The 25,960-nt window shown below is 40.8% G+C and carries 22 protein-coding genes, 2 tRNA genes and 1 other annotated feature; of the genes, 16 read left to right on the plus strand and 8 right to left on the minus strand.

The features are described from left to right. Positions 1-159: 159 nt before the first annotated feature. Positions 160-828: a hypothetical protein gene (locus V7K55_RS06040; RefSeq protein WP_334829199.1), complete on the minus strand. Its 669-nt coding sequence runs from the start codon at positions 826-828 to the stop codon at positions 160-162. Positions 829-975: 147 nt separating this feature from the next. Between V7K55_RS06040 and V7K55_RS06045 the strand changes: the two genes are divergently transcribed. The 5 genes from V7K55_RS06045 (at position 976) to V7K55_RS06065 (ending at position 7,729) form a co-directional block, all read left to right on the plus strand. Next, the gene (locus V7K55_RS06045) at positions 976-1,680 is read left to right on the plus strand and encodes a response regulator transcription factor (protein WP_334829201.1); all 705 of its coding nucleotides are present in this window, start codon (positions 976-978) and stop codon (positions 1,678-1,680) included. Then, positions 1,677-3,167, plus strand: a complete 1,491-nt coding sequence (locus tag V7K55_RS06050; RefSeq protein ID WP_334829202.1) for an ATP-binding protein — start codon at positions 1,677-1,679, stop codon at positions 3,165-3,167. Before V7K55_RS06045 ends, V7K55_RS06050 begins: the two co-directional genes overlap by 4 nt. Before the next feature lie 88 nt (positions 3,168-3,255). Beyond that, on the plus strand, positions 3,256-3,726 hold the full coding sequence (locus tag V7K55_RS06055) for an N-glycosidase (protein ID WP_334829204.1): 471 nt from the start codon (positions 3,256-3,258) through the stop codon (positions 3,724-3,726). Between the two features lie 330 nt (positions 3,727-4,056). After that, entirely contained in the window at positions 4,057-4,296 is a 240-nt protein-coding gene (locus tag V7K55_RS06060; RefSeq protein ID WP_334829206.1) for a hypothetical protein, read from the plus strand. A gap of 649 nt (positions 4,297-4,945) precedes the next feature. Next, positions 4,946-7,729 (plus strand): GAF domain-containing protein, encoded by a 2,784-nt coding sequence (locus tag V7K55_RS06065; RefSeq protein ID WP_334829208.1) that lies wholly within the window; start codon positions 4,946-4,948, stop codon positions 7,727-7,729. Between the two features lie 25 nt (positions 7,730-7,754). On the opposite strand, the gene V7K55_RS06070 is transcribed toward V7K55_RS06065, so the two are convergent. Next, entirely contained in the window at positions 7,755-8,324 is a 570-nt protein-coding gene (locus tag V7K55_RS06070) for a Rieske 2Fe-2S domain-containing protein (protein ID WP_334829210.1), read from the minus strand. 250 nt (positions 8,325-8,574) lie between these two features. Between V7K55_RS06070 and V7K55_RS06075 the strand changes: the two genes are divergently transcribed. Beyond that, positions 8,575-8,892, plus strand: a complete 318-nt coding sequence (locus tag V7K55_RS06075; RefSeq protein ID WP_334829212.1) for a hypothetical protein — start codon at positions 8,575-8,577, stop codon at positions 8,890-8,892. 7 nt (positions 8,893-8,899) lie between these two features. Here V7K55_RS06075 and V7K55_RS06080 read toward each other — a convergent pair whose 3' ends face one another. After that, entirely contained in the window at positions 8,900-9,064 is a 165-nt protein-coding gene (locus tag V7K55_RS06080) for a hypothetical protein (RefSeq protein ID WP_334829214.1), read from the minus strand. A 491-nt stretch (positions 9,065-9,555) separates the two neighbouring features. Between V7K55_RS06080 and V7K55_RS06085 the strand changes: the two genes are divergently transcribed. From V7K55_RS06085 to V7K55_RS06110, 6 genes are all read left to right on the plus strand, one after another. Next, positions 9,556-9,625: transfer RNA gene (locus V7K55_RS06085), tRNA-OTHER, on the plus strand. Positions 9,626-9,737: 112 nt separating this feature from the next. Further along, the gene (locus tag V7K55_RS06090) at positions 9,738-9,938 is read left to right on the plus strand and encodes a hypothetical protein (RefSeq protein WP_334829216.1); all 201 of its coding nucleotides are present in this window, start codon (positions 9,738-9,740) and stop codon (positions 9,936-9,938) included. Between the two features lie 268 nt (positions 9,939-10,206). After that, positions 10,207-10,932, plus strand: coding sequence for a hypothetical protein (locus V7K55_RS06095; protein WP_334829218.1), 726 nt, complete (start codon positions 10,207-10,209; stop codon positions 10,930-10,932). A gap of 32 nt (positions 10,933-10,964) precedes the next feature. Continuing rightward, positions 10,965-11,033, plus strand: a tRNA-Leu gene (locus tag V7K55_RS06100). Between the two features lie 113 nt (positions 11,034-11,146). Then, the gene (locus V7K55_RS06105) at positions 11,147-11,326 is read left to right on the plus strand and encodes a hypothetical protein (RefSeq protein WP_334829220.1); all 180 of its coding nucleotides are present in this window, start codon (positions 11,147-11,149) and stop codon (positions 11,324-11,326) included. A gap of 262 nt (positions 11,327-11,588) precedes the next feature. Next, a complete protein-coding gene (locus tag V7K55_RS06110) occupies positions 11,589-13,022 on the plus strand; it encodes a vWA domain-containing protein (protein WP_334829222.1) in 1,434 nt (477 codons plus the stop codon). A gap of 81 nt (positions 13,023-13,103) precedes the next feature. On the opposite strand, the gene V7K55_RS06115 is transcribed toward V7K55_RS06110, so the two are convergent. Further along, a complete protein-coding gene (locus V7K55_RS06115) occupies positions 13,104-15,104 on the minus strand; it encodes an ATP-dependent nuclease (RefSeq protein WP_334829224.1) in 2,001 nt (666 codons plus the stop codon). Between the two features lie 237 nt (positions 15,105-15,341). On the opposite strand from V7K55_RS06115, the gene V7K55_RS06120 reads away from it, so the two are divergent. From V7K55_RS06120 to V7K55_RS06135, 4 genes are all read left to right on the plus strand, one after another. After that, positions 15,342-15,728, plus strand: a complete 387-nt coding sequence (locus V7K55_RS06120; RefSeq protein ID WP_334829226.1) for a helix-turn-helix domain-containing protein — start codon at positions 15,342-15,344, stop codon at positions 15,726-15,728. 59 nt (positions 15,729-15,787) lie between these two features. Continuing rightward, a complete protein-coding gene (locus tag V7K55_RS06125; RefSeq protein ID WP_334829228.1) occupies positions 15,788-16,288 on the plus strand; it encodes a transposase in 501 nt (166 codons plus the stop codon). 212 nt (positions 16,289-16,500) lie between these two features. After that, positions 16,501-16,556: a sequence feature (23S ribosomal RNA rRNA prediction is too short), on the plus strand. A 136-nt stretch (positions 16,557-16,692) separates the two neighbouring features. Next, on the plus strand, positions 16,693-17,523 hold the full coding sequence (locus V7K55_RS06130; RefSeq protein ID WP_334829230.1) for a hypothetical protein: 831 nt from the start codon (positions 16,693-16,695) through the stop codon (positions 17,521-17,523). Between the two features lie 8 nt (positions 17,524-17,531). Then, complete coding sequence (locus V7K55_RS06135; protein ID WP_334829232.1) at positions 17,532-18,170, plus strand: HesA/MoeB/ThiF family protein; 639 nt, start codon at positions 17,532-17,534, stop codon at positions 18,168-18,170. 311 nt (positions 18,171-18,481) lie between these two features. Here the strand turns inward: V7K55_RS06135 and V7K55_RS06140 are convergent, their stop codons facing one another. From V7K55_RS06140 to V7K55_RS06155, 4 genes are all read right to left on the minus strand, one after another. Further along, positions 18,482-19,462, minus strand: coding sequence for an RNA polymerase sigma factor, RpoD/SigA family (locus V7K55_RS06140; protein WP_334829234.1), 981 nt, complete (start codon positions 19,460-19,462; stop codon positions 18,482-18,484). A gap of 536 nt (positions 19,463-19,998) precedes the next feature. After that, positions 19,999-20,280 (minus strand): peptidase, encoded by a 282-nt coding sequence (locus V7K55_RS06145; protein ID WP_334829236.1) that lies wholly within the window; start codon positions 20,278-20,280, stop codon positions 19,999-20,001. A 317-nt stretch (positions 20,281-20,597) separates the two neighbouring features. Then, complete coding sequence (locus V7K55_RS06150; protein WP_334829238.1) at positions 20,598-21,020, minus strand: DUF4363 domain-containing protein; 423 nt, start codon at positions 21,018-21,020, stop codon at positions 20,598-20,600. Positions 21,021-21,265: 245 nt separating this feature from the next. Next, positions 21,266-25,945 carry a GAF domain-containing protein gene (locus V7K55_RS06155; RefSeq protein WP_334829240.1) on the minus strand — a complete coding sequence of 1,560 codons (4,680 nt, stop codon included), beginning with the start codon at positions 25,943-25,945 and terminating at the stop codon, positions 21,266-21,268. Positions 25,946-25,960 lie beyond the last annotated feature (15 nt).

Genomic DNA, 25,960 nt, shown 5'->3' on the forward strand with positions numbered 1-25,960 from the left:
CCCCGCGTGCGGGGAGGGGAGACAAAGCGCAGCTTTGGCGGGGTGGGGTTCTTCGGGTTTAACAAGTAATCAAGCGGACATGATATTAAGTTCTCTAGCCTGCCCAATTCAATATGACGGTTGAGATACCCACCCCACAAGAAATAGTGGGATATTTAGCTATTTTGCTGGGTTCGGGCGATCGCCACCAGGAGGATGAGGCGGAATACCCAACGCATCTATCAACTGTTGTTCAGTGACACCCAGTTTTGCCGCAGCTGCTTTCAAGTCAGGTCGGGGTGGGCGTTGCTGATTGCGTAGGCGTAGCCCGTCGTAGACATCGCCACTTGGAGGATTAGCAGGGACACCCAAGGCATCTTTTAACTGTTGTTCGCTAACTCCTAACTTGGTTGCAGCCGCTGCAAAATCTGGTCGGTGTGGGCGCTGATTGCGATCGCCACTTGGAGGATTAGCAGGAACACCCAACGCATCCTTTAACTGTTGTTCGCTAACTCCTAACTTGGTTGCAGCTGCCTTAAAATCAGGACGAGGTGGGCGTTGCTGATTGCGTAGGCGTAGCCCGTCGTAGACATCGCCACTTGGAGGATTAGCAGGAACACCCAAGGCATCTTTTAACTGTTGTTCGCTAACTCCTAACTTGGTTGCAGCCGCTGCAAAATCTGGTCGAGGAGGTCGCCGTTGTCCATCTGGTGGTTGGTTGGGTGGTTGTTGCGCCTGTGCAATTTGAGGAGATTGATTAGCGGCATAAGCCTGATTTAGGGAAATAAAACCAAATGTGCCAACCAGAACTGGAATTGCTGTTGCAACTAGTATTCTACGAATATTCATTATTGTTCTCCTAAAGATAGATTGTTTACATTTCTGATTTAACTGAACCAAAATTACAGTTTGCCCTGCTTGTAAATTACAGTTTTGTAATTTAAGCAAAAAGGTAATGAATCTAGAATGGAACAATATATAAACTAATAAATGCTTGTGAACGTTTTATTTGTCGAAGATGAAGCGAAAATTGCTAACTTCGTCCGGGCTGGACTAAAGGAGCAGGGATTTGTTGTAGACTACTGCGACAACGGTGATGAAGGATATCTGCGGGCATTGGAAAATGAATATGATGTTCTTGTCCTTGATATTATGGTGCCGGGAAAAGATGGACTATCAATTCTGAAACTCTTGCGGCGGCAAGGTAGGAATGCTCCGGTAATTTTGTTGACGGCTCGGAATGAACTAGACGATCGCTTAGAAGGGCTAAATTTAGGAGCCGATGACTATATCGCTAAACCATTTTTTGTAGAAGAGTTAGCGGCTAGAATTCATGCCGTTGTTCGCCGGAGTGTGAGCGATGGCTCCGACGGGCTACGCCTACGCCAAAATCTCCTTAGTGTTGGGCCGATCAAACTCGACCGGATCACCAGAGAAGTCACTTGCGATCGCCAAGCGATAGAACTCACCAGCCGCGAGTTTAATCTTCTAGAGTATCTGATGCGCTCTCCTGGAAGGGTTTTCACCCGCACCCAAATTCTGGAGCATGTTTGGGGCTATGACTTTAACCCCAACACCAACGTCGTAGATGTTTGTATCCAGCGAATTCGGAAAAAAATTGACCCCATTGATGAAGCAGTCTGGATTGAAAGCATTCGAGGGGTTGGATATCGGTTTCGTAAACCAGAGTCTAGCTCATGAAGCTCCCTTCGTTTCGCCTCCGAATTGCCCTGTTATCTGCGGCTCTAGCTGGAACCACATTAGTAGGGTTTGGCGCAGTCTCCTGGTTTCAAATTTACAATGCTAAAATCAGCCGTCTTGATGCAGAACTGTTAAATCACTTGATGCGGGCAACTCCAAACTTGCCACCACGGGGGGAACCTCCCAAAATTCAGGGACAAGAAAGCCGACCTTTCCGATGGCAATTTTACAAGGATTCATTATCTGATGGCTTCGGAACCAATACAAAAACCCCCGTCGCCCTACTGGTGCTTGATGCAAACGGCAACATCCTTTATCAATCTAACTCTCTACCTGCTGACGTTGAGGTAAATCACCTGCTGCTTAAGCGTCTTCAGTTGATACCTTTACCACCACCCCCGCAGAGAGAACCACCGCCACCCTCCAATAGAAATGTTGAATCGCCGCCCTTTCTTCGTCCACGTCCACCTAAATTTGTCACTGAACAGACAACAAAAGCAGCTTGGCGGATTGGAGCAACTAAATTTCCCAATGCTCAGGTTGGTATTGCTGTGAATCTGCAAGCCGTCGATCAAGAAATGGCTACTATTCGGAATATTTTCCTAGTTTCAATTCCAGGATCGCTGCTGCTGGTTGCGGTTGGTGCGTGGTTGGTTTCTGGTGGTGCTTTGCGTCCCGTCCATGAATTAACGGGTGCTATTCAACAAGTAACTGTCAAAGGGCTAGATCAACGGATTCCTATTGGAACAACTGATGTTGAGTTTGTCGAGTTAATTCAGGTATTTAACCTGATGCTGGAACGTTTGGAACGCAGTTTTACCCAAGCTTCCCGCTTTAGTGGTGACGCGGCTCATGAACTGAAAACCCCACTGACTATTTTACAAGGCGAATTGGAACGAACGCTGCAACAGGTAAATCCGGGAAGTGAAGTACAACAGCGCTTAAGTAACCTATTGGATGAGGTACGCCGCTTGAGTGGAATTATGCGAAAACTCTTGCTGCTATCTCTGGCTGATGCCGGAAAAATGAGCTTGTATTTGGTTGAAGTGGATATGTCTGAGTTGCTAATGGAGATGCTAGAAGATGTGGAAATGCTGGCTCCTCAGTTGAATGTGCAAACTGACTTTAGTGATGGACTGCGCCTACAGGGCGATCGCGATCTTCTGATTCAAGTTTTGCAAAACCTGTTCAGTAATGCTATAAAATACAATCTCGCCAACGGCTGGATAAAGATCCGCGCTCATCAAACTCAAACAACTCTCCACGTCACCATTGCCAATGCATCCAAAGATATTCCAGTGAGCGATCGTCTACGCATTTTTGACCGCTTCTATCGCGGCGATCCGGCTCGAACCCGCAAGATAGAAGGCATTGGACTGGGACTCAGCCTAGCTCGTGAAATTGCTAGGGCACATCATGGCGACCTCACCCTGGACTCAAAAGCTTTTGGTCAAACAGCTTTCACCCTCACCTTACCGATGAAGTGACAGAATTTGGAATCCTTATAAGCTCGGTTTTAGGTTGCAATTCTCACAAATCAAATAGGATTGCTATAGATGAAAGAGTAATTTTCAAATGACCATTTACTTTTATAAAGTTTGGCAGCCTTACGGCTGTTTTTCTAACTTTTCTCCCCACGAAATCCACATCCAGGACACTTACTGGGCGACGGTTGAGCATTATTATCAAGCGCAAAAGTTTGTTGGCAGCAATGATGCGGCAATTATACCCCTCATCCATACTGCCGCCACGCCAGAAGAGGCTGCTGCCTTGGGAAGATGTAGCACTCGCCAACTCCGTCAAGACTGGGATTTGGTCAAAACTCAAATTATGCGAGAAGCTTTACTCAAAAAGTTTCTCACTCATGCTGATATTAGAGAAGTTCTGCTGAAGACTGGTGATAAGCTTTTGGTTGAAAATTCCCCAACCGATTCTTTTTGGGGCTGCGGTGCTAATAAAGCAGGTCAAAACTATCTCGGTAAAACTCTCATGAGTGTTCGTGAAGAAATCCGTAATTTACTCTCTTTAAAGGGAATTTACGAATAATTTCATCAAAATAGTTACATTCAACATAAAATCAGCAATTAGAAGAGTAATAGGACATTCCCATTCAAAAGTTTGGAGGGAAATCACCAATAATTTAATCCGCTTCTGTTCAAAATTCAACCTAACTAACCCTACTTAAAAAGGAGATATAGCAAGGGATTGGGGACTAGGGACTGGGAACTGGATGAAAAGTTTTTTTGTGTCTAAGTTTCATCATCTTTTGATGTCCTAACCACCTTGGCTGTTGCTATATAGGAATCCGGTTTTATTTCTGAAAATATCTGTAGGATGTGTTAGCACGGAGAGTAAGGCATCAAACCCTTGATAACAGTGCGTTACAAACTCCGTTCTAACACAACGCCAGTTGCTACAACGGATAGCGTAGCGTTAGCGAGTTATCGAGCGTCGGGAACCTCCCTTCGGGTTCACCAGTCGCCTACGGCGGGAAACCCGCCTACAGCGCTGGATTCACCGCAACGCACTGGCTCCTCTACAATACCTAATTTCATTCAAAAATCAAATAGTAATCCTATAAATAACCTTGTTGTTATTAATAATATTGTGGATTGAAAATATTAAACCCATTACTATATCAGGCTTGAAATGTTTTTGTCTCTAGCTTATTTGATAAATTAGCCATTATTTTATCAATAAAAATTCACAGTATTGAGAATAGATAACGGATATTTAAGGCTTCAAAATTTGCAATATCGATCGCTATTACAAATCTTAAGAAACATCCGGCTAATGTATAGCTTTTAAGGTGAACTAATACATTTTTGGAGAAGCTTCGGGGACAAGAATCGTAAAAAATATTTTTAATTTGAGGCAATGATGAAGCTACTATTTAAGTAAAAATACTGAAATCTTTTAATGACTGAGAATATAAAATCAATAAGGTGTCAATGATAAAATTTTTCTTTATTGTCTCCTTGAGAGGATGTTTGAAAAGCGACTAGTTATGTATTAAGTAGTTTGATATCTACCTAAATCGACTTTTGAAGGACTACGGATATAAAGCAAGATATCTAATACTTTTAAAATATCTATCCTCCGATCCATTTCCAAAAATATTCTCAATAGATGTATGCTTCTGGCCAAACATTTCTAGCAGGAATTTCTTGAAAATGGAATGAAAATCAAGGTGTTGGAAGTTGAAATTTATCATTAGGGACAAATTATAAGAAAAACTATACTTAAGTCATGGTGTATACAAACAATGACATCTACTGATAAACCCAACCGGTTACAGCAAAGCTTAGACAAAGAAAGCTTGCTGCACCGGATGATCAAACAGATTAGGCGATCGCTCGATCTTCAAGAAATATTAACAACTACCGTTACGGAAGTGCGGTTATTTTTACATGCAGATCGAGTCAAGATGTATCGGTTTGATGCTGATGGTAGTGGTGAAGTCATTGCTGAATCTATTTATAACGAACGTTTGCCATCGTTATTGGGGTTGCGCTTCCCAGTTCATGATATCCCCGAAGCGGCCAGAGAGATGTTTTTGTTAACGGGGCAACGTTCGATTGTCGATGTCGCAAATGGGAAGATTGGGCTATCGCCTCTACAATCAACAGAAACTGGCAAACGCCTACAAACTAATATTTACTATCGACAAGTAGACCCATGTCATATTCAATACTTAAAAGCAATGAGTGTGCAATCTTCTTTAGTCATCCCAATTTTAGATTGCGATCCCCAAGAACAATCGGTAAAGCCTAAATTGTGGGGATTGTTGGTATCTCACCACAGTGAACCGCAAAAGATTTTGAAGCGGGAACTAAAAGTATTACAGCAAGTTGCTGACCAAGTGGCGATCGCGATCGCTCAAAGTAATTTACTCACTACAGCCCTGACTCAGCAAAAACAAGAAGCTACTATTAACCAAGTCACCACACTCTTACATAAACTACCAACAATCCAGTTACAGGGGGCGCTTGAAGAAGTTATTACCGCATTCAGTGGAGTCGGTGGCAGGCTTTACATTGAAAATAGTCGGGAACTATACACCTGGGGCGATCAACCCACACTACCCTACGAATTAGATAACAGCATTATTGAACAGCATCCTACATGGCAAAACTGGATGGCTGAGTGTAAACCAGGTAATATTTGGGCAACGACTGACCTCTATAAAGAACCGCATTTGCGAGTTTTGGCTTTAGCATTCCGTTCTACTCAAATTCGCGGCCTGATGGTGATTCCTCTACATTACCGGGAAAAATTTATCGGTGTATTAAGCATTTTTCGCGCTGAATTTGAAACCGAGATATTGTGGGCGGGACAATGTGACGCAAATCGGCGACAACTGTTACCCCAGCTTTCCTTTGAGGTTTGGCGAGAGCAAAAAAAGGGGCAAGCGGCTGAGTGGAAGCCGGAAGACATGATATTGGCACAAGCCTTGTACGATCATTTTTCAATGGCAATTCAGCAGCAGCAGATGTATAAAGAGGTACAAGCCCTGAATGCCAACCTAGAACTGCGGGTGCAAGAACAAACTGCTGAACTAGAAAAATCATTAATACTCACTAAGGTAATCAAGCAAGTCACAGAGCAGATTCGCCGCACGTTGGACTTGCAAACAACCCTGCAAACTATCGTCTGCGAAGTTCGCTCACTGCTAAATTCAGACCGGGTAGTGATTTTTCAACTGAACAGTAAATCGGTCACTGTGGAAGAGATTAATGGTAATTGGCAGTCAGTTTTGGGACTGAATGCACCACTGGAATGCTTTCCTAATGACTATAGATATTTATACTCTCAGGGTAGGATACGGTCAATTAACAACGTTTCAACAGATTCTTTAAGTGATTGTCATCGAGAGTTTTTACAAAATCTGCAAATTCAAGCTAGCTTAACAGTTCCGATTAATATAGGTATGGAACTATGGGGCTTACTAATTGCCCATGAATGTAATGCTCCCAGAATTTGGCAGGATGCAGAAATTGATTTATTGCAACAGTTAGGAGATCAAGCTGCGATCGCTATTCAACAAGCACAACTCTACGAACAAACCCATACTGCCGAAACGGAAGCCAGAAATCAAGCTGTACAGTTAGGACATACTCTACACAAACTCCAAGAAACACAGACAAGATTGGTTCAAACCGAAAAAATGTCTGGCTTAGGACAGTTAGTGGCTGGTATCGCCCACGAAATCAACAACCCCGTTAACTTTATCTACGGTAATCTGTGCCACGCCAGTGACTACATCGAACAACTACTAGAAATTTTACGCCTCTACCAGCTACACTATCCCGATCCTCATAGTGAAATTAGCGCTGCGATCGCTTCAATCGATTTTGAGTTTTTGGTAGAAGACCTGCCAAAAGTCATTACCTCAATGCAAGTAGGAAGCGATCGCATCCGTTCAATAGTACTGTCGTTACGCAATTTTTCTCGCTTGGATGAGGCTGAAAACAAGCGCGTTGACTTGCATGAAGGCATTGACAACACTTTACTAATTTTACAATATCAGCTGAAAGCAAATGGTGAATTTCCAGGCATTAAGATAATCAAAGACTATGGCAACATCCCAAAAGTAGAATGTTATGCCGGACAAATGAATCAGGTATTTATGAATATTTTCACAAATGCTATAGATGCTTTGGAAATGGTGAATTCGGGGTTTCCTCTGGAGATTAGGGGCAATACGGAATGGGGATTAGGGGCGATGGGAAATGGGAACAAAGAGAATAAGCCATCCCCAATGCCTACTATCCATATTTCCACTAGAGTTTCAGCAGATAACTCTCGGCTATTGATTCGTATTAGTGACAATGGGCCTGGAATGGCCGTAGAGGTAAAAAAGCGGATTTTTGACCCGTTTTATACTACCAAACCTGTGGGTAGGGGTACAGGACTGGGATTAGCAATCAGCTATCAGATTATTGTCGAAAAACATGGTGGAATAATGGAGTGCATTTCAGAACCTGGCAAAGGTACAGAGTTCTGGATTGAAATCCCTGTCAAGCCTCCAGCCAAAATAGATCGCTAATCTAATTTGATAGTAGTCGTATAGGTTAACGAGGATCTACAGCAGGTTTGCGATCGACTAAACTAACTTGGTTTTGCTTGACTACTACAGTGATAAGTGGTAAAGAGCGTTTGGCTGGGCCATGAACGACTCGACCCTGAGAATCGTATTGAGATCCATGACAAGGACAAATAAAGTGATTCTTCTCAAGATTCCACTCAACTGTACATCCTAAATGGGTACAAGTTGGATTAATACCGTACTCAGCAATCTTTGGCCCATCTTGAACGATCAGATAATCAACGCTATTGTCTGGTAAGCCTTTTACAAGAATCGGAATTCCAGGCTTTGCGGTTGTCAATAATGCATTAGCCTGAATTTCTTTACCGTCTTTGTCTCGTGCTAGAGATCCGGGAAGATAATTTTGACAGCGCGAATTCTTTGGATACAGAGAGCAAAGGGTTTCTAGGCTGATCTCATGACCTTGGCTAACTTTGGGAAATAGATATCCGATCGCTAATGATGCTGCTGTACCACCTAGCGTGTAAGTTAAAAAATCGCGGCGCGTTTTTATACTAGCTGGAATTTTGGCATTTGGAGAAAAATTTTCTTTCATGACCCGATTTACCAAGAAAGGTCTAGTAACATATTACGGTGCGATCGCTTAGAATCATTCTTCGTTTTTAAGTTGTTGAGCCGTAAAAATACCGTATTTAGGACTAAATAGTAATGCCAACAAAAAATATCTAACTTAAGAAGTGTTCTTGTCAAATCTATTCTCAAAGTCTCTCTAGAGAAAGAACACCTTGTATCTGGGATTTTCTACAGTGTTATTGGTAAAGCATACATTAATACCTGAAAAAGCTATGACGACTGAGAATAATCAACCAGTGAGTAAAGATTCGCATTCTAGCGAAGAACCCAATGTGAAGGAAAGAAACTTAACTGCAAATCCTGGAGATAAGATTGCTGATGAGTCTCAATCTGTTGAAGAAAAAGCTCAACAGAAAGCTCTTGATGATGTACCAGATATTACAGGCGATAGAATCACAGTCCCGACTTACTTCGTTGTGGATGAACCTAACGGAGAAAAGAAGGCACTCCACCACGTTAAAGATGCTGAAGAAATTTCCGACGTAATTCGGCAAGCACGAGTTGACGAAAATGGAAATCGGATTTGGTAGTAGTCACTCATTGAAGAGACACGGAGACACGGGGACACGGAGAGTTATTTCTTTGCGTCCCCGTATCTGTATTTTTGGATGGAGCTGCGATCGCGCCTATTTGTGGCGGTGGGAATCCACAAGCAGCAGGTAAGTTGAAAAATCTTCCTGTGTGGGCATTTACACGGAGCATCAGGAAGAGTTAAACGCTGCCATTGAACAAGCTCAAAAGTTTATCGCAGGTAACTGATAAATTCCTTTAGAGGTTGCGTCGCTAATGATGATAATGACGCAAGTGAAGCCGTACAGCTTGCCAATCGGTTATCAAAGATGGCAGCATTTTGGCTGTAGTGGGACATAAAGCGAAATTTGTAGTACGCCTTGACATAATGTCGGATATATACTACATTTGTAGTATGAAAAATAAAAGCTCTCAGAAGCTTGACAATTGCATAGATGCCACTTTTGGGACCGCGATTGGTGTTCGACTGCTCCGAAGCCAACAAACGGACGGTTGCAGGATTCGGGTTCAATTCCCGATGGCTCCACCAAATTTGACTGCGCTTGAAGTTGTGTAGACGCTTCCTTCGCAAGATTGAGAGCATCGCAATTATACAAACTTGGGTCTATAGCTCTAACGGTAGAGTTCCCAGATTTCACTTGTGCCCTGACAGAAAAAGCTTACATACTTGCTCAATGGTAGAGCGATCGTATTTCAACGATAAGTGCAGGTTCAATTCCTGCGGTGTTACCACAGCTTTTTTAACTTGCATGAGGTGTGAGTGTAACTCTCACAGGGAGGGTATCGGTTCAATCCCGATCAAATCCACTAATACAAATTCGTAATTAAAAATGAGGTGATTGCAATGGTTCATATTCGATTTGAAGGACGTTCTGTTGATGTCCCAAAAACCCAATTGGGAATTGCAGCAGGGATGAATGATGTGGCGGTGAAAGAGCGCGTTGCTCGATATTTAGAGGTGAATAGCGATCGCCTTTCTGCTTACATAATCGATCGCCGTCCTAGTGGCGATTTGATCGTCCGCCCTGAAGCTGTCTATGGTTGAATTTTATTCCGCGCCCTAACTTGTGAAGTCTACACACACTCCGGCAACGGAATGCAGGTTCGATTCCTGCCGCTCCCTTTGATGGGAGCGTAGCCAAATTGGTATAGGCAATTGTGAAAACTGCTTTGCTAACTTGCGCGGAATTTCAATTATTTGAATTGTATTTATCTATAACCTTTACTCAATACAGAGGCGAGTTCAATGATGTTAGCTAACTCATGTTTAATAACAACTCAATTAGAACAACTGAATTTAAACAACGTGAGATATGAGCGAACATCGTTTGAGCGAGATTGTGATTGAGCGTCCTCGCGGTGGGAGGAGAATTAGCCTTAAAAAGGTAACTGGCTTTAAGAAGCAATTATACAAAATCACCGAGGATGCAATTCAGGATGGATTGTTGAATCCTTACCTGATTAAACCAATAAATAAATCCAAGTATCTTTCAGACCATCTCGGCCCTCTGCGTCGGTTTTTGCGATCGCAAGTTGGACAGCCTTGGAATGAGGTTTACAGCCAACTGTGTCAACGATTAGATCCCAACACAATGGCAGGACAGCATGTTATCGGTCATGTGTGGGACTACGTTGAACGCCATGTAGAAATAATTGATGGTGGTTTTTATAGCAAGCCTTACCAAGGGTATGGAATGCAGCTAAATACAAACCACCGCGATCGCTTCTATATCCATCCTGAAACCGGAATTCTTTGTGCAGTCGAGAAAGTATCTCGAAAGCAGAAGCAAAAACCGGAACAAACCGATATTCTCATCATTGATAATTATCATGAATACCAAAAGCTAAATGAGATTTGGTATTTAATTACCTTTGAAGATATTCCGCCAGTACCAACTCATTATGTGATGGATGCTGTCAATGGTAGAATTAATTATTTTGCTGCAATATATAGAGGTCAAAGGATTTACGCTGTTAGTAAAAAGCAGTGTAACAAGAAAGAAATTAGATTTGTTTTAAATCAACTTTCTAAAAAATAAAATTTTCACTTCGTGCCCTAACTGAAAAAGCTTACATACTAGCCGAATGGTAAGGCACTTGACTTAAGATCAAGCAACTACGGGTTCAAATCCCGTGTGTGAATCAACAGCTTTTTCGACTTGCATGAGGTGATTTTATTTCATTTAAATATGGAGGTGAGAACGATGAAAAAGATTAATTTTTTCAACATCGAGCCTGAAGATTTCGACGAATTTGACGATTTCTGCTTTTGAACCATCGAGCAAACGTCGTCGTGGCTTCCCATCTGAAAAAGCTGTTAAACGTGGTCATCGCCTTGTTCATGGCGACAAGGAACTACAAGAAAAGCTTGGTAACAATGACCTTTGTCTTTGTGGTTCTGGTCGCTGCTTTCAAGAAGTGCTGTCGCAATAGCGGCAGATATGATGGCAGTTTACGCAGCTACTACTTTTAGGGAGTAGTACTAACGATTTCGATTTACATCAAAACTGGCAGTTGTTGCCGCGCCCCGATCGCAGAAGCTTACATAATTTTGAAAAAGTTATACTCAATGCTTCTACAACTTGCACGGTGACTTGATCGCCCCGCGTGCAACATCTGCCTCCTGCAATTTTGGATTTTAGATTGCAATCCAAAATCTAAAATCCAAAATCCAAAATTCCTAAAGGAGGTTCCCATGAAAACCGCAGAACGCGATCTGCGTCTAGAAATGCTCAATAGTTTGCTGACAACTCCTCACCGCAAACTTGAGCAAGTCGCAGAAATTCACAAGTTAATTGTTGAACTCGATCCCCTTTTCTATGGACATTTAGCAGTCTGGTATCAGCGTCATGGCGATGTCCGCGATCATAAAGAAGTATTCTTAGCTCATTTACTCACCAGCAATTTAATTGAACACCGGGATGCTGGATTTATGATGCTGCAAGAGTTTCCGCCCTATCAGGTGGCTCGTGTGGTGGACTTCATGAAGCAGCAGCAGAATAAACTACCTCGTTCCGCTCGGACTGCGGTACGGCGTTACTTGAAGGTACGGGAGAGCAATCCGGCTCTGTTCGATCGCGCCGCTTTGCGAGGTCGTAAGGCAATGAAGCACTTATATGCTTCACTGCACATCAAGCCAAATGAACGGGCAAATGCGATTCTGTTTGGCGATACTCCTCCAGAGGGTTCCTTAGCAAATGTGCTGAAGCAGCTTGCTAAAGCAGAAAATGCCGCAGAACAGGCACGGCTGATTGTGGAGTTCAAAATTCCCTACGCGATCGCAGTTGGTGCAATCAAGCAACTCACACCAGTTGTCTTGGTGGCGTTAATCAACAGCATGACTCCTCAAGAAGCGATCAATAACCTCAAGTCTCTTCAGACTAGAGGTGCAATGGATCATCCAGAAGTCAAAAAGCTGATTGATTCTAAGCTGGAGGCAGCATCTAAGAGTACGCGTGTCTCAGCATTCAAAGCACAGATTGCGGCAGACGCAGGAGATTTTGACGCAGACACCGTTGCTAAACTGGAAAAGGTGACAAACGAACAGGTAAAGCGGCGTGGTGCGATCGCACGTCCAACTGCTTTATTGGTGGATAAGTCTGGTTCAATGGAAAATGCGATCGCGATCGGTAAGCAACTCGCTGCCCTAATCTCTGGTATCACTAAGGCAGAACTGTTTGTCTACGCCTTTGACACCATTCCTTACGCTGTTACTGCAAAGGGCAAGGAGTTGACCGACTGGGAGCGTGCCTTCCAGCACATCAATGCAGGCGGTGGTACTAGTATCGGCTGTGCATTGGAAGCAATGCGGAAGAAGAAGCAGGTAGTTGACCAGATTATCATAGTGACGGATGAGGGCGAAAATGCGGCTCCTTACTTCGGTGAAGTCTACAAGAACTACTGCCGGGAGTTGGCGATAATGCCCAATGTGGTGATTGTCCGTGTAGGTGGTCATTACGACTGGGTGGAGAGTCAATTGAAGCAGCAGCAAGCACCTGTAGATACGTTTACTTTTGCGGGTGATTACTACAGCTTGCCGAATCTCGTCCCACTTCTAACGCGCCCCTCTCGTCTGGATTTGCTGATGGAGATTTTGGATATGCCGTTGCCTGTAAGAGAGGATAAGTAATATTGATATTTTTCTGAGTGCGTTAGCAATGTTTACTGCACTCAGAAACTCAATAAATAAAGCTTTACCTCACAATCTGATTTACTCCCTAGCATCATTAATTTGATAATCTTTTAAAGAAAGAATGACTTCTTGATCTTGTTTAGATGAAATTTTAAGAACAGAAAAGATAATTTTTGTCAGTTCTTGCCTTTGCTTACTATAATTTTGGGCAACTATAAAATTTAAATAGTCTTTATCTTTTAGAAGACCAATCAGCTTTTCAAGTGTTTTATTCCCATCTGGCAAATAATCTTCAATTTCTCCATTTCTCAGTATAAATATATCCTGACTTTCTTTTTGACTAAGAAACTCTTCAATCAAAATAGATTCCTCAGACGTAAGATTGTCCTTAATTTTTCTTTTTCGTGATTTTATATACTGATAAAGATTTTTTAATGATTCTATATCTCCGTTATTTATAGCTTGTTCTAACTGTTGAGAGAGTGTCTGACCATCTATACTCTTCTTATGTTTTATAACTTGCTGATCTATTTTGGAATGATCAACAACAAAAAGATTCTTAATATCTTCATTCCCTATGTTTTGAAGGTAGTCATAATCAGCAACTATGAAATTAGGAACAGAAATAGCTTGTAAGAAATTTCTATATTTTTCTAAATTTTCTTTTCCATAAACCTCTAAAACTTCTATAACTTCAGGGGTTTCTATAAACAATAGTTGATAAACGTTAATGAGTTTCTCAAAGAAAAGCCTATCTGTAACTCCTTCAACAAGTACTACCTTATCAGCAAAAAATATTTTTTCATTATTATGACTATTAATTATGTGTAACAAATCTTTGCTAGCAAGAAGATTATCTCTATTAATAGTTGCAACTATACTTATAGAATCAAATTTATAAACTCTTATAATATTTGAAATAGTTTTTTGATTAATAAATACAGCAGAGTGAGTTGATAAAATAAATTGATTTCCTGTAGTATTAGCTAAATCGAAGAATAGCTCAATTAGAATTGATTGCCATCTAGGATGTAAATGCACTTCTGGCTCATCAACTATAACTAAACCATCTTTTATATTGAATGCAAAAATACCTAATAGAAAATTGAGGATTTCCTTTTCACCTGAACTGGCTTGTGTTATGTCAAAAGTTTTTCCCTCCTTACTTAAAGTAATCTCATAAATATTTTTGTTTGCATCTTTGAGTTTTAAATCCCAGGAGTATCCTAGTTTACTTAAATACTTTGTTACTAATTTAACTTCCTCATCATTATTCCACTTATCCTGATAACCTTGATTTAGTGCAGAATTCTCATATAATCTTTTCTTTTCAGCAAAATAAAGTGATGAAAGCTTCATTAAAGAGGTTGAGGTCTTGGATGTTGTACTAGAATAATTTGCTAATAAATCATAGTAATTTTCACTTGACAGGCTAGCTTGAAGATTTAGCTGTGTTTCTCCTCTATAGGGCGAGAAGTAAACATATCTAGGACTTAATTTTATATTATTAACTTTTTTTGCAGCTATCATAAATAGTTGAAATAAACACAAAAATCTATAAAATATATGCTCTGGAGTTCCATAGCTTAGATCTTCAATAGTATTATTTCTAATAGAATACGTAACTTCTTGATTTGGAGAGATACAACTTAAATCCCATTGCTCGATTTCATCTACTTGGGTTAACCAATTTCCTTGATAAGAGGATAAAGCTGTCTTTATATCTTCCTTATGTTTTTTCAAAAGTATAATATTATTGATATCTTGATTCTCTATTTTTAATTTTATTTTTATATATGAATCTGAAACATCTCCTATGAACTTTTCTAAAGCTGTATTTATTTGTTGAAATGGTGAATGTTGGTGAATATTCTCAAAATAGTTATACTCGTCTCTGTGAGAAGTTATTTTATAGGTAATCAAAAAGAAATTTCGTAAAATTATATTTATAATGTCTAAAAGATTACTTTTTCCACCACCATTAGGCCCAACTAATATATTGAACTTGGTATCAAAGCAAAGTATTGTTGTTTCCTGAAAACTTTTTACATTTTTGATTTCCAAACTACTTACTTTCATTAGGTCTTTAATCTTCAATAAATTACCACAGTCTTAGTGTAGTCTAATCTAAAACTGACAACAAGTATATATGTACTATTTTTTGAAATATAATAAATGTTACTCAGTAACTGAGCTTGTTGGATGTAGTTTTAATGTTGTATGTGTTACGAAAATGCGAGTGATCGCTTAACTCAATCAGTTACAGCACTTGCGTCTATTATGAGGTACAGTAAATTAAAGTATAAATACCTTTAAATGAAGTCCTACTCTGTCGAGCTTCGAGAAAAAATAGTTGCAGCACATCTTCAAAAAAACATCTCAATCAGGAAAGTAGCTAACATATTTTCCGTCTCAAAGAGTTTAGTGCAAAAGCTTGTAAAGCAACAAAAACTTGAAGGAAATTTAGAACCCAAGCCGCGAGGGAAACCACAATTTAGTCATTTAACAAATGCTGAAGTAGACTTAAGGGAATTAGTTGAAGCACATCCAGATGCAACATTGATAGAGTTGTGTGAATTCTTTGCAGACAAGACTGGCAATTGGGTAGGTCAAAGTGCAATGTGTCGGGCGTTACAGAAATTAGGATTAAATCGTAAAAAAAAAACAAAGCGGAGTACTCAAGCGGGGACTATTGAGTCCTAAATTTAAGATTAGATTATTGGGAGCATGTCAAACATATAGAGCCAGAAAACTTAGTATTTTTGGATGAAACTGGTGTCCTACTTGGGTTAACGAGGACTCATGCCCGTTCACAAATGGGAACAAGAGCTTACTCTCTTAACCCCTTCTACCGTGGATCAAAAGTTACAGTAATTGGAGCAATTAGTATTAAAAAAGTAGTTGCATTAATGACGATGAATGGTTCAATGGATGGTGTTGCATTTGAATTATTTATTGAGAAGTTTTTAGCGCCAAATTTATGGTCAGGAGCAGTGGTGGTGATGGATAATTTATCTGCACATAAACTAGATTCAATTGTGCCAATGATTGAAGCTGTCGGTGCGAAAGTTATTTGTTTATCCTCATACTCCCCCGATTTTAATCCAATTGAATTATGGTGGTCACAACTTAAATCTTTTTTACGCACTTTTGCTCCAACTACAACAGAAATGGTTGATAAATTAATCTCAGTTGCACTCCAATTAATAAATCCTCAACATTTAAGAAACTGGTTTACTAGTTGCTGCTACTGTACCTCATAACAGCCGTAAGTGCTGTAATACTGATGAACAGCATGAAGTAGCAACGATCGCTCTACTCCAAAATCTCTCTTTTCATCTATTCAAATTTATGTAGTATATTGTATTATATAAATATCCTGCGTGCCCCAACTTGTGGAGCCTACATACTAGTACGAGAGGAAGGTAACACTGTCAAATACAGTGGGCGTGTGTGAACCGGGAGTGCGAAGAACCTGGGAAGTTGGCTTAAAAGCAGCCATCCTTTAAAGAGTGTGTAACAACTCACCAGAGGAGTCCCTCTAGTAACTGAGAACACGCAATGCTCCACCAACTTGCACGCACATTAATTCGTAATTCGTAATTTAGATTTCATTTCGGTTTCTGGAATTGCATCTATAGCATTCTGTTGAAAAAGAGTATTAGTTATGACTAATATATTTAAGCTAATCAACCAAATTGCGATCGCAGAAGCACAGTTACATACCACCCAATTCCTTGCACCCTGTGTCAAAGGTGGACGAGTTCGCACACGAGTAGCCGGGATGGTTTACACCTTCACGCCAAAGCCTAGTAAATTTGAAGGTTGGGGCATCTTTCAGCCTGTGGATGAGAAAACAGCAACGGTTGTAGAAGAAGCAGACTTTCCTCAAATTGCCGAATACCTGCAACACTTTCCCCAAATACGGCTGCGGTTAGCACACCAACTGCAAAAACAAACTTGGTTGGCATACCCTGCGAATGAAGCAGATGTGCGTCAACGGTTGAAGGTAGTTAAGCCGATCGCAGTCCACTTAGTTACTGAGGGTATCGCCTTTGACCAAATCATTGCCCGATGGAACGGACAGTCTTGCTGGTTCGAGGAAATCGATCGTCGTACCGATCCGGTAATTGTGGAAACTCTGCAATCTGCAATGAAGCAACTCATTCCGGCTGACGAATTGCAATTCAAAGGCATGACTCCAGAAATCCGCACTGTGTATGAATTAGCAACTCGGCGCATTGAGGGATTTACTCAACCCCAACAGGATGAAAAGCGATTGAGAAAGGCATTGCAAATGGGCGGCGGTAAATTAAACCAATTCCACGATCGCAGCGACTACTGGACAGTCGATTGGACAACTGCTGATGGGGTTCGCCATAGTAGTGCGATCGCTAAAACTGACTTGACTGTTGTTAGTTCTGGTATTTGCCTAAGTGGACGCGATCGCGATTTTGACTTGCAATCCTTAGTGGCTGTCATAGAACAACAAGAGTAGTGAGAACAATGAGCATCTTTTTTCACGAACAGCTTTACCGCACCAATGCTGTAATGACAAAGCTGAAAAACTATCCTGTAACCATTTGTGGTGCTGGGGCATTAGGAGCTAACATTGCAGAAAACTTAGCTCGGTCTGGTTTTGATAAACTTACAGTCATAGATCGCGATCGCATTGAAGAACGTAACCTTTCAACTCAGCCTTACTACCGTTCTGATGTGGGAGCGTTCAAGGCGAAGATTTTGGCAAACAATTTATACCGAGCAATTGGTACTAAAGTTGATGCTAAGACAAAGGAGTTAACACCAGCAAATACAACTCAATTACTCAAAGACAGCCAGTTAATTGTCGATGTCTTTGATAATAGTGTGGCACGTCAAGCAGTGAAAGATTATGCTGAACAATTAAGCATACCTTGTCTTCATGCTGGACTATCGGCTGATTATGCAGAAGTTATTTGGAATGACGTTTATCGCGTTCCTTCTGAAGTGAATGATGATGTCTGTGATTATCCGTTGGCGCGAAACCTGGTGATGTTAACTGTTGCTGTGGCGTGTGAGGCGATCGTTTCATTCATTACCACAGCAGAACAGCGTAACTTCAGCATTACCCAGAAGGATCTGACTGTTCAATCTCTATTTTTATAGATTGCGATTATCAGAATTTATAAAATTATGCGAGTTTAATTAAAGAGCAACTAACAAGCAGTAAGTTTTGTCGCAGGGTATAAATCCCCATTACGAATTACGTTAGCGAGTCTTGCCTACGGCACGCTGGCGCGAACGAGCGTCATGACGAATTACGAAATTAGCTATAGGACTCAGATTTGATTTTTGAACAAGATTCAGTACACATCTATACCCTTCTTTTCTGTTAAGAGTTCCCTATTCCCTGTTCCCTACCTACGCAGATAATTATGGCTACGCCACGCTACGCGAACAGGAATCAAATCGGATTACTATAGATAGCTGTGTATCTTATCCTTATGTCTTCTTAGACTACCCAAAGCTTGTTGCTCTATCTGTCGCACTCGTTCTCGACTAATACCCATACGTTGACCAATCTCAGCTAAAGAAAGTTCATTATCATCTGTTAAACCAAAACGTAAAGTTAATATTTCTCGTTGTTGGGGATTTAATTTTGACAATAAAGTTTGAAGATTTTGTTGGAGAAATTTTTGGTCAGCGTATAATTCTGGAGACAGTCCATCATCCTCCAACATATCTTGTAATTCTATATCTTTTTCTGAGCCAACTCGTAATTCTAGCGAGACAGGTTGACGTGCTAAGAGTAAATAATCTCGAATTTGTTTTGGATCTAAAGATAGTTCTTCAGCGATATCAACTGCTGTCGGAGTACGACCTAACTTTTGAGTTAGTTCGCGTTGAATCCGCTTGATTTTGTTAAGTTTTTCTGTAATATGAATAGGCAAGCGGATAGTACGTCCTTGTTCGGCGATCGCTCGTGTAATTGCCTGACGAATCCACCAATAGCCATAAGTTGAAAATTTATATCCTTTCGTAGGGTCAAATTTTTCAACTCCTCGCTCTAAACCTAAACTTCCTTCTTGAATTAAGTCGAGAAAATCTAGGTTATGTCTTTGATACTTTTTAGCAATAGATACTACAAGCCGCAGGTTAGCTTTAATCATTTTCTGCTTGGCTTGATGTCCCTGAGCTAGCTGTTGCAGCAGTGAATTTTCACCGATATTTGTATTTTCAATCCACTCTTGTTGTGTTGGCTGACGTTTTAATTGAATAGCTAATTTTTCTTTTGCAGCCAGTAAAGCCATCATCTTTTGAACTTGCTTGGCAAAATTAATCTCTTGCTCATTAGTCAATAAAGGTATACGTCCAATCTCGTGAAGATAAGTCCGCACTGCATCAACAGTAGATAAAGGTTTTTCATTTTTTAGAGGCTGGTAAGATAGATTATTCATAGTTATTTGAACTTTGAGAAATACTTGTTGCTTTAGAGGGAAAGAAATTTCAATCTGACATAATTAGTATGACATTCAGAAATGAAATTAGACTGAAATTCTGATTTTTGATAATTAAGGCGCTAACTTTACTTATGAGTGCAATCGGTTTGCAACTTTACTTTCAAAGGTAAAAGTAAAGAATTGGGAAATATTTTCTGATTCTTGTCATGTATAACTATTATTTCGCCAAGACTAATATTTTAAAATTAAGAGCTTGATGTGACAGGAGCTTGTCAAAGAATTGAAAAAGTTATGTCTGTCCAAATTCTATGGAATTTCGATTTAGTGAGGGAATCGGGCGCAGGGAGAGGAAATATTTCATTGCTCCTTGTGGGTGCAACTTATGGAGTCTCTTGCAAAAGTAGCTTTTGCAAGAGGGGAAAAAAGATGTATGTTAAAAGTAAGGCTTTTTGATTGATTTTTCCTTTGGATTCTTTGCGATCGCAGGGGAACTTACTTGTTTTTATACTTTAAAAGATTGCGATCGCTCTTAACTAATTATTTCCAGATTTTGGCTTTTTCTTACCAAACAAACTAGTCATACTTAATCCAGTAACCAACAACCCCAATAGCCCTAGTCCGTTCAAAATCGGGTAGATTCCCTCTAAACCGAAGATTTCACCACGATGAATCGAAAGCAGTAGACTACGAGGAACTCCAAGGTTAGCTGACCATTCACCTACCAGCGTAACTGCAATACCAGTTAATAATGTTAAAGCAAGCGGTAAAGCCAAAATAATCGCTAGAGTCCGGTGGTATTTGCGAAATGAACGCATTATCCAAAATCTCCTGGGAAAATCAAAGTCATTATATTGTTAGTCAAAAGTCATTAGTAGCAATGACTTTTGACTAATGACTAAATCGGCGGGCGGCTATCGTTGGACATCCATTAAAAGAGTCGGATTCTCGCCGATCTTCGTTGAAAAAACTGCTAATTCGTGGTTCTCACTTCTTATATCATGTCCGCTTGATTGCTTATTAGACCCGAAGAACCCCACCCCGCCAAAGCATAACTTTGTCTCCCCTCCCCGCTTGCGGGGAGGGGATTAAGGGGTGGGGTTCTTTTCTTATGGGTAATTTAGCGGACATGATATTACTTAGAAACCGTGGCGATATTTGTGTTGAGCGTTTGTAACCCTTTAAGAGATTTCGCTTTATCTTTAGCTTTCAGCGAACCCTTCACCTGGGTCGCAGTATCTTCGATTACATTATAGGTTTTTGAAGATTTAGTTTTGACACCATCCTCAACCTTAGACCAAGCGTTTTCAAACTTATTAAATTCCTGTTGAGCTATATCAAATTTTCCAGCTTGAACCGCAGTTTTTGTACTTGAAACTACACCGACCAAAGTATCAAAACCTCCCTGTGTAGCAACAGGAGTTTTTGATCCTGTTGTCGCCGCAGTTGTTTCAGTGGTAGCAGGAGTCTGGGTAGTAGATTTTTGATCGCTGTTGCATCCGACCAATGTCAGTAAACCAATTGCGGTAACAGGGATGATGTAGATTAAGCGTTTCATAAGACCTCTTGAATAATGATAAATCGTCAAGTACCGACGGTATCAGTTACTATATCAGCAAACCTGTCGTCTAGTGTTGCTGGAGATATTGGAAGATTAGATGCAGATTTTTTTACGAAAATCTTGGAAACATTTGTATAATATTATCCTGGTACGTATATATCAAGGCAGTTTTTGCATTTTACAGTAGTTTCCAAGTAAGCCAGGTATAAAATATATCCACTACTGCTTCATGCAAAACAAAACTATTGACCCCTGACTCCTGAATTACTTCTTATTAAAAAATCTTCAATGGAGTTGACAAATTCTTTTAACTCTAAAATTAAGTTATTAGCATCTCTAAGCTGTTGATGGTAAGCTAATTTTTCTAGTTTGTCAGCCGCTAGATACATACCTCTGGCTCCAATGTTGGTACTCGCCCCTTTGAGATGATGAGTTTCTCGCACAATTTGTCCAAAGTCATCAGCCGCGATCGCTGCAATAATTATCTCTAAACGGGGTTTAATATCTTCAACGCATACTTGCAATAAACTTAATTCAAATTCTGCGTCATTTCCCGATATTCGATGCAAGTGTTCCCAATCAATTGCTAGGTCAACAGTGCCTTTGTTTGTGCTGGTAACTGTCTGTTCATACACAACTGCTTCTTGTTGTGAGCAGATCACACCTGTCCAATGCTCTAGAGTCGCAGCTAATTTTTCTTTAAATACTGGCTTACTCAGATAGTCATCCATTCCTGCATTGAGACACATTTGTTCGTCTTCTTTCATTGCATTAGCCGTCATTGCAATTACCACAGGACGACGACGCAGAGCAAAAATATCCTTTTGCCAACGATGAATTTCTTTTGTAGTTTCTAAACCATCAAGAATTGGCATTTGGCAATCCATTAAAATCAAATCGTAAGGAATTTTTTCTAATAACTCCAAGACTTCCTTGCCATTGGCAACGACATCAGCTTTGTAGCCCAAACTCTGGAGTTGCTTTAAGGCTACTTTTTGATTCACTAAATTGTCTTCAGCTAAGAGAATTCTTAACTTAGATTTAGTAGAGGCATTAACGGAAGAATTAAGAATGCTGGAAGTTTCTGTACTTACAATTTCTTTAGTAGCATCTAGCCTTAAGTCTCTAGCCCCTTGTTCCGCTTCCGGCTGAGTTTTTAGAATAGTCATAATAGTATCAAGGAGTCGAGATGGCTTAAGGGGTTTGACTAAATAAGCAGCAAATCCTACTTTCAGCGCCCGTTGCACTTGAGCGCGTTGATCGATAGAGGTAAGCACAATCAAAGGGATCTCAGCAATTGCAGAATTGGCTTTAATTTGTTCTTCTAAAGTCATGCCATTTGTTTGAGGCACCTGCATATCAACCAAGACGACATCATAGGACTTCCTCTGCTCACAAGCTTCTTGAATAGCTTTTAGGGCAGCAGGAATACTGTCAACTCGATCTACCTGCATTCCCCACCTAGTAGCTTGATGGTAGACAATTTTGCAATTAGTAGCATTGCTATCTACCACTAACAAGCGACGATTGTTCAAAAGCCCGTCTTCGCATTTTGGTAAAACAGGGTCAAGTTGCTTGGCAAAAGGGACTTCAAACCAAAACTTAGATCCTTTCCCCATCTGACTTTCTACCCCAATTAATCCTCCCATTAAAGTCACCAGTTGTTTACAGATGGCTAATCCTAAACCAGTACCACCATACTTACGAGTGGTAGAAGCATCCACTTGAGTAAATGGCATAAAGAGTTTGCGTTGGTCTTCAGGGCTAATACCAAGACCTGTATCAGTGATGGCAAAATGAATGGTGGCTGTAGTCGAGGAAAGGGAAGATAATTCTGCTTCCACAAATACTTCACCACTGCTAGTGAACTTAATAGCGTTGCTCATCAAGTTCATCAGAATTTGCCGCAGTCTACCAGCATCCCCTTTGAGGTAGATGGGGACATTGCGATCGATTAGTGCGGCAATTTCCAATCCTTTATTATGGGCTGAGGGAGCCAATAAATCTAACAGTTCTTCAACACAAGTAGATAGGTCAAAATCTAGAGTTTCTAGAGCCATCTCTCCAACTTCCAGTTTGGAAAGATCCAAAATCTCATTGATTAAACTTAAAAGAGCGTCTCCACTAATCCGAATTGTTTCAATAAAATCTCGCTGTTCTGCGTCTAAGGGAGTATCTAATACCAAACTGGTCATCCCCAAAACAGCATTCATCGGAGTGCGAATTTCATGACTTATGTTTGCTAAAAAGGCACTTTTAGTCTGAGAAGCTAATTCAGCTTGGCGACGGGCAATTTCAAGTTCTTGTCGCTGACGAGTTTCTGCTGCTAATAGTTGGGCTTGGGCTAAGGCAATACCTACTTGGTCGGCTATTTGCCGCAAAAGATCGGTTTCAAAACTAGACCATTGGTGAGAATCATCACACTGATGGACTATAAGCAAACCGCGAAGTTCGTCTTTGACAAGTATGGGTACAACCAGATTAACTTTGACTCCAAACTGCTGTAACAATTCCAGATTGCTTTGTTGGAGTTCCAGCAGATCCAATTCAGCCAGCCCGAAAATCCGTCCTTGACGGTACTGCTGTAGATAGTACTGCTGGAGATATTCTGCTCTAAAGTATGGGCCGGAGATGTTTTGCTCCTTGATTGTCGGTAAGCCAGAAACTACTGCTTCCGTGATCGTGGTTGCAGATTCATCTGGTAAAAGCTGATAAATCAAAACTCGGTCAGTCTGGAGAATCTTTTGTACCTCTTCGACAGTAATTTGGAGAATTTCTTCGATTTGCAAAGACTGGCGAATCTTAAGGGTGATTTCGGTGAATAGTTGCGATCGCAAATTTTGGCGTTGCAATTCCTCTTCAGCCTGTTTCCTTTGAATAAACTGCCCTACTTGCTCACCGATAGAATTCATCGTTTTGGCTAAATCTGGATCGGGTGGTTGGACTTCACGATTGAAGCAGGTAATCACACCGAAGATTTTGTTACCACTGCGGATTGGAAAACCGAAAGCGGCGTGTAATCCTACTCGATCGGCGATTTGGAAGTGAGGGAAATTCAGATCCTTGACGATATCACTAAGCCAAACAGGTTCAGAATTAGCCCAGACACGCCCAGGTAGTCCAACTCCTTTTATAAAGGTGGTTTGCCGTTTCAGTGCTGTAAATTCTTGCACCTCAAGGGAGGCTTTATGCCAGATGTCCAAAAGACGCAGCACATTTGCTTGCCGATCCACCATCCAAATTTCCCCTAAATCCCATCCCAAACTCTCACAGATTCCTTGTAAGATTTGGGGGGTAGCCTCGCCGATCGTTGTGGACTCTGCCAAAACGCGGGTTGCAGCATATTGTGCAATTAGCTGCTGTTGCGATCGCTTGCGATCGGTGATGTCAGTACCAGTGCCAACGATGTATTCCACTGACCCTTCGTAGTCTTTTAAAAAGGTATTCGACCAGGCAATTAGTCGGCGACTACCATCCTTCATTACCCAATGGTTCTCTTTCTCCAGAAAGCCTCTACCATTTAGCAATTCCTCAAAAACTGCTTTAACTGACTCTACTTCTTCAGGAAGTAAGAGCAAGTTCCAGAAATACCTACCCCTCACCTCATCGAAGGAGTAACCCGTTATTTGCTCACAAGCTTGATTGAAACGAACGATTTGCCCTTGAGAATCGAGAACTATTACCAACGCGCTGGCTGTATCAAGGACTGCTGAGATAAAATTGCGTTCATGATTTAAGGTTTCTTCTGTCCTTTTGCGCTCAGTGACTTCACGATAGATAAAGTAGTAAACTACAACAAGAACGATAAAACTTAGGCAAATAGCGATCGCAATTGTCACAGTTGTTTTGCGAGTCCAAGCTTTTGCTGCTTGTGAAAGTTGCTGATGCCGCTCCCTTTCCTCATTCTCTATCTCATTGCTCACCTTGCGGATATCATCCATGAGATTTTGACTTTTATCTGTCAGTAGTACCTGCAACGCCGCCTCTAATCCCTTATTTTGGCGTAAGTCAATAGTCTGTTTTAGTTCAGCAAGTTTAGCTGTAATCAGTGATTCAAGGGTTGAAATCTGCTTTTCTTGGTTTGGTTGATCTGTAGATAAATTTTTTAGTTTGGCAATTTCTCGATCGATGTTGGCAACTGCTTCTTGATAAGGTTTTAGATAATTTTCTTTGCCAGTGAGAATATAATTATGTTGCCCAGTCTCCGCATCCTTGATCTGAGATAGTAGTTCTTCTAGGGTGTTGATTTTTTTATAAGTATTTTTTACTATACTGCGATTATTAATAGATACTCTTGTATTTTGATAGGAAACTACACCAATCAAAACTAAAATTACTGACGCTAGACCAAAACCTGCCGCAATCTTTTTAAAAAATCCTTTGCTTACCTTCTGTGCCTGCTTGCCTTTTTTAGTCGCAAGTACCAAACTTGCTAAATTTCGGCGTAATTCCAGTTGCTTGATGACTTGACGACCTAATGTTCGTAATGCCTCTATCTGATCTGGGGTAAGTTCGCGTGGTACGTAGTCAATTACACACAGGGTTCCCAACGCATATCCCTCTGGATTAGTCAGAGGTACGCCAGCATAAAAGCGAATATTTGGGTCAGATGTTACTAGTGGGTTGGTGGCGAACCGTTCATCATCTGTTGCATCAGGCACAACAAAAACATCAGGCTGTAGAATGGCATGGGCACAGAATGCCAAATTTCGATGTGTTTCTAGAGCATCTAAGCCGACTTTTGACTTGAACCACTGGCGATTTGTATCAATTAAGCTAATTAAGGCAATAGGAGTCTGACAAATATACGATGCTAAACGGGTGAGGTCGTCAAAAGCGGCTTCAGGTGGCGTATCGAGAATCTTATACTCCAAAAGCGTCTCGATTCTCTGTGCTTCGTTATCAGGTAATGGTGCTTTCATCCTTAAGCCTTATCT

Source organism: Nostoc sp., from assembly GCF_036919895.1.
Taxonomy (GTDB): domain Bacteria; phylum Cyanobacteriota; class Cyanobacteriia; order Cyanobacteriales; family Nostocaceae; genus Nostoc.

Excerpts from the sequence above, each read along its gene's own strand:
- V7K55_RS06040 (WP_334829199.1), bottom strand. The coding sequence starts at position 828 with ATGAATATTCGTAGAATACTAGTTGCAACAGCAATTCCAGTTCTGGTT.
- V7K55_RS06050 (WP_334829202.1), top strand. The coding sequence starts at position 1,677 with ATGAAGCTCCCTTCGTTTCGCCTCCGAATTGCCCTGTTATCTGCGGCT.
- V7K55_RS06055 (WP_334829204.1), top strand. The coding sequence starts at position 3,256 with ATGACCATTTACTTTTATAAAGTTTGGCAGCCTTACGGCTGTTTTTCT.
- V7K55_RS06065 (WP_334829208.1), top strand. The coding sequence starts at position 4,946 with ATGACATCTACTGATAAACCCAACCGGTTACAGCAAAGCTTAGACAAA.
- V7K55_RS06070 (WP_334829210.1), bottom strand. The coding sequence starts at position 8,324 with ATGAAAGAAAATTTTTCTCCAAATGCCAAAATTCCAGCTAGTATAAAA.
- V7K55_RS06075 (WP_334829212.1), top strand. The coding sequence starts at position 8,575 with ATGACGACTGAGAATAATCAACCAGTGAGTAAAGATTCGCATTCTAGC.
- V7K55_RS06080 (WP_334829214.1), bottom strand. The coding sequence starts at position 9,064 with ATGCTCCGTGTAAATGCCCACACAGGAAGATTTTTCAACTTACCTGCT.
- V7K55_RS06090 (WP_334829216.1), top strand. The coding sequence starts at position 9,738 with ATGGTTCATATTCGATTTGAAGGACGTTCTGTTGATGTCCCAAAAACC.
- V7K55_RS06095 (WP_334829218.1), top strand. The coding sequence starts at position 10,207 with ATGAGCGAACATCGTTTGAGCGAGATTGTGATTGAGCGTCCTCGCGGT.
- V7K55_RS06110 (WP_334829222.1), top strand. The coding sequence starts at position 11,589 with ATGAAAACCGCAGAACGCGATCTGCGTCTAGAAATGCTCAATAGTTTG.
- V7K55_RS06115 (WP_334829224.1), bottom strand. The coding sequence starts at position 15,104 with ATGAAAGTAAGTAGTTTGGAAATCAAAAATGTAAAAAGTTTTCAGGAA.
- V7K55_RS06120 (WP_334829226.1), top strand. The coding sequence starts at position 15,342 with ATGAAGTCCTACTCTGTCGAGCTTCGAGAAAAAATAGTTGCAGCACAT.
- V7K55_RS06130 (WP_334829230.1), top strand. The coding sequence starts at position 16,693 with ATGACTAATATATTTAAGCTAATCAACCAAATTGCGATCGCAGAAGCA.
- V7K55_RS06135 (WP_334829232.1), top strand. The coding sequence starts at position 17,532 with ATGAGCATCTTTTTTCACGAACAGCTTTACCGCACCAATGCTGTAATG.
- V7K55_RS06140 (WP_334829234.1), bottom strand. The coding sequence starts at position 19,462 with ATGAATAATCTATCTTACCAGCCTCTAAAAAATGAAAAACCTTTATCT.
- V7K55_RS06145 (WP_334829236.1), bottom strand. The coding sequence starts at position 20,280 with ATGCGTTCATTTCGCAAATACCACCGGACTCTAGCGATTATTTTGGCT.
- V7K55_RS06150 (WP_334829238.1), bottom strand. The coding sequence starts at position 21,020 with ATGAAACGCTTAATCTACATCATCCCTGTTACCGCAATTGGTTTACTG.
- V7K55_RS06155 (WP_334829240.1), bottom strand. The coding sequence starts at position 25,945 with ATGAAAGCACCATTACCTGATAACGAAGCACAGAGAATCGAGACGCTT.